3 protein-coding genes are annotated in these 3,090 nt (G+C 73.6%); all 3 read right to left on the reverse strand.

Annotated elements, in window-relative coordinates; all coding sequences use genetic code 11:
* Window positions 1-91 precede the first annotated feature (91 nt).
* The gene (locus VIM26_RS17620) at window positions 92-982 is read right to left on the reverse strand and encodes an alpha/beta fold hydrolase (RefSeq protein ID WP_331953550.1); all 891 of its coding nucleotides are present in this window, start codon (window positions 980-982) and stop codon (window positions 92-94) included.
* Window positions 979-1,587, reverse strand: coding sequence for a TetR/AcrR family transcriptional regulator (locus tag VIM26_RS17625; protein ID WP_331953552.1), 609 nt, complete (start codon window positions 1,585-1,587; stop codon window positions 979-981). The genes VIM26_RS17620 and VIM26_RS17625 overlap by 4 nt, the downstream gene beginning before the upstream one ends.
* A 142-nt stretch (window positions 1,588-1,729) precedes the next feature.
* A partial coding sequence (locus tag VIM26_RS17630; protein WP_331953554.1) for an acyltransferase family protein occupies window positions 1,730-3,090 on the reverse strand: 1,361 nt, incomplete at its 5' end.

The following is a 3,090-nucleotide window of genomic DNA, read 5'->3' on the forward strand; positions in this document are numbered from 1 at the left end:
CTATAGGACGTCAACGCTCGGACGTTACGAGGTTTGCAGGGTCACGGGGTCACGGGGTCACGAGGGCACGGGGGTCACGAGGGCACGGGGGTCATGAAGTTACGAAGTGGCGGACTCGCTCGATGACTGTGGGGTCGGCGAGGATTCGCTGGTGACCTAGGCCCGTGGTGGTCACGAGCTCGGCGCTCAGCCAGGCCTCGGCGAGGCGGGCACCCTCGGCGTAGGGGACCTCCTTGTCCTGGCGGTCGTGCACGATCAGGGTGTCGGCGGCGACCCGACTCACGGAGGTAAGGTCGAAATCCGCCAGCGGACGGCGCGCGAGCTCCTCGAGCCGCGCAAGGAACCGGCCCTTGGTCCGCTCGCCGTAGCCGAGCAGTCCGGACAGGGTGTCCGTCATTCCGATCGGGTCCGGGCTGGCCCCGATGAGCGCGAGCCGGGACACGGGAGCACCGTCGCGGACCGCGAGGGCGGCGGTCGCGCCGCCGAGCGAGTGGGCCACGACCCCAGCGGCCGGGCCCTGCGCCTCGATGACCTGCCCGAGCGCCTGGGCGAACTCGGCGGCGTTGCCGCGGCGCCGGCCGAGGGCTCCCGGGTCGGAGTCCCCGTGGCCCGGTGCGTCGAAGGCGACCACGCGATGACCGGACTCGACCAGCGGGGTGACGAACGCGCCCATCTGCCCGCGCCAGCCGCCCCACCCGTGGGCGAGGTAGACCGGCGGCCCCTCGCCCCAGACCTCCACGGCGAGGCGACGGCCCGGAGCGGTGGTGAGATCCGCTCGGACGCCCTCGCTCGGGCGGGCGTCCCGGCGACGCCCCGAGCCCTTCGGGAGCGTGCACCAGATGTCCAGGGCCCACCGGGCGGCGAGCGGCGGCGCCACCCGGTCGAGCACCGCGAACGCGGCCCGCAGCGCGATCAGCTGGGCCCGAGAACTGGCACGAACGGTCGTGCTGGTCGATGCGTTCGTCGTGGCGGTGGTCGTCATGAGTCCCTCGTCAGGTGTGGGATGCGGGCGGCGTCGAGCAGCGCCTCGAAGGCGCGCTGGGCGCGGGTCAGCGCGAGCTCGTCCTGGAGCAGCCGGTGCCAGTGGTAGAAGGCGAGCATCACGCCGTCGAGGTCGGCGGCGAACTGGTCGGGGTCCGCGTCGCGGCGAAAGTGCCCCTCGGCGATCCCGGTGCGGAACACCTGCGCGATCGTGTCGTACAGGTCGCGGTGATCGCACGCGAGCTGGTCGCGCACGGGTCCGACCTGCTCGTCGAGCTCGACGCTGGCCTTGACGAACAGGCAACCGCCCGGCGCGCGCTCCACGCCGCAGCGGATCCAGCGCTGGAAAAGCTCGCGCACCCGCGGTTCCCCGCGCGGTGCGGCGAGCGCCGGCCGGATCACAGCCTCGGTGAACTCCGTCCGGGCCTGGTCCAGGACCGCAAGCTGCAGCGCCTCCTTGGAACGGAAGTGCGCGTACAGACCGCTCTTGCTCATCCCGGTCGCCACGGCGAGATCTCCGATCGTCAACCCGCCGAGCCCGACCCGGTAGGCGCCCTGGACACCCTGGTGCAGGATCGCCTGGCGGGTACTCTCACCCTTCGACATGCCGCCGAGAATAGCACGATCGTGCCGCTTCCTTCGGCGGTCACCAACCTCCGCCGAGGTAGTACCGCCGCGCCGAGATAGAACCGTCCAGGGCACTACTTCGGCGCGGCGGTACTACCTCGGGGGGTTTCCGATGCGACGGTCACGGGGCGCGGGCGTCGAGCACCCCCGAGATGACCGCCTCGAGCCGGGGGGCGAGGGTGCGGACGTAGGTCGCGGTGAGGTGCTGGTCGTCCCGGTAGACCAGCACGTTGCCGATCACCGGCGGGCATCGGCCGTCGACGCAGAACGCCGTCGTGAGATCGGCGAGCGTGACGGCCGGTAGCCGCTGGGCGGCCTCCACCTGGGCGTCGTCGGGCACGGCGTCGGCCAGCGTCCGGGCGCACGAGTCGGGATCTGCGAGGGCTCGGGCGAGGCAGTCCTGGGTGCCGTCGTCGGGCAGCATCATGGGGTTGTCCCTGATCGCGATGACGGGCCGGCCCGCCCGCCCGAGCCGTCCCCAGAGCTCGACGAAGCCCGCGACCGGGCTTGGCGCCGAGCCGTCGTCGACGAACGGCACCGCGGTGCGCTGGGACGTGATCACGACGTCGACGTCGTCGCTGCGTTCGAGCGCGGCGAGGGTGGCCTCGTTCGCGCGCACGCACGGGCCGCCGCGGGCCCGGTCGGTCTGCCGCTCGGCGGTGCTGAACGGGCAGCTGGCGTGCAGGTAGGTGCGCACGCGCCAGACGTGCCGGGCCGCGAGGACCTCGAGCGCCGGGACGTACTGCTCGGCGTGGGAGTCGCCGACGAGCGCGATGGTGATCGACGCCGTGGCGGGCCCGAACTCGCACCGCGGGGTGACGTCGTCGGCCATGGCGCTCTTGCAACGCTCGCTCACGCCGGTCGGCAGGTCCGCGCGCGCGTTGCGTGGGTCCGGGACGATCAACCGGGTCCCGGCGTCGAACGCCCGATAGCCGCCGGCGTCGATGGCGGCCGCGCCGAGGGCCGCCGGGGGCGCCGCCCAGAACGCCTCGACCGCCCGGGCTGTGGTGCGGGACTGGGTACCCAGGAGTCCCGCGGGCACGAGCGTCGCGACCGCGACGAGCAACAGGGCCAGGACGGCGACGAGGCCGGTCACGCGTGGCGCGGACCGCAGGGTGACGGACCGCTGCGCCGGACGTTCGACGAAGCGCCGACTCAGGGCCGCGAGCGCGAGGCTGACCGCCACCTGCGCCGGCACCCGCACCGGGTCGGGCAGCGCCAGCGGCACGGCGAACGGCCACAGCACGATGACCGGCCAGTGCCACAGGTACAGCGAGTACGAGATGTCCCCCAGCCAGCGCACCGGCCGCCCGCCGGCGATCCGCTCGAACGAAGCCCTGGCCCCCGAGCCGCCGGCGCCGATGACCGCGCACGCGCCGAGCACCGGGAGCGCCGCGGCAGCTCCGGGAAAGGGAGTCGCGGAGTCGAAGCAGACCGCCGCCGCCCCGATCGCCAGGCAGCCCGTCCAGGACGTCGCGGCTC

It is taken from the genome of Pengzhenrongella sp. (assembly GCF_036565025.1).
Classification (GTDB): domain Bacteria; phylum Actinomycetota; class Actinomycetes; order Actinomycetales; family Cellulomonadaceae; genus Pengzhenrongella.

Coding starts and splice junctions, on each gene's coding strand:
- VIM26_RS17620 (WP_331953550.1), bottom strand. CDS start 982: ATGACGACCACCGCCACGACGAACGCATCGACCAGCACGACCGTTCGT.
- VIM26_RS17625 (WP_331953552.1), bottom strand. CDS start 1,587: ATGTCGAAGGGTGAGAGTACCCGCCAGGCGATCCTGCACCAGGGTGTC.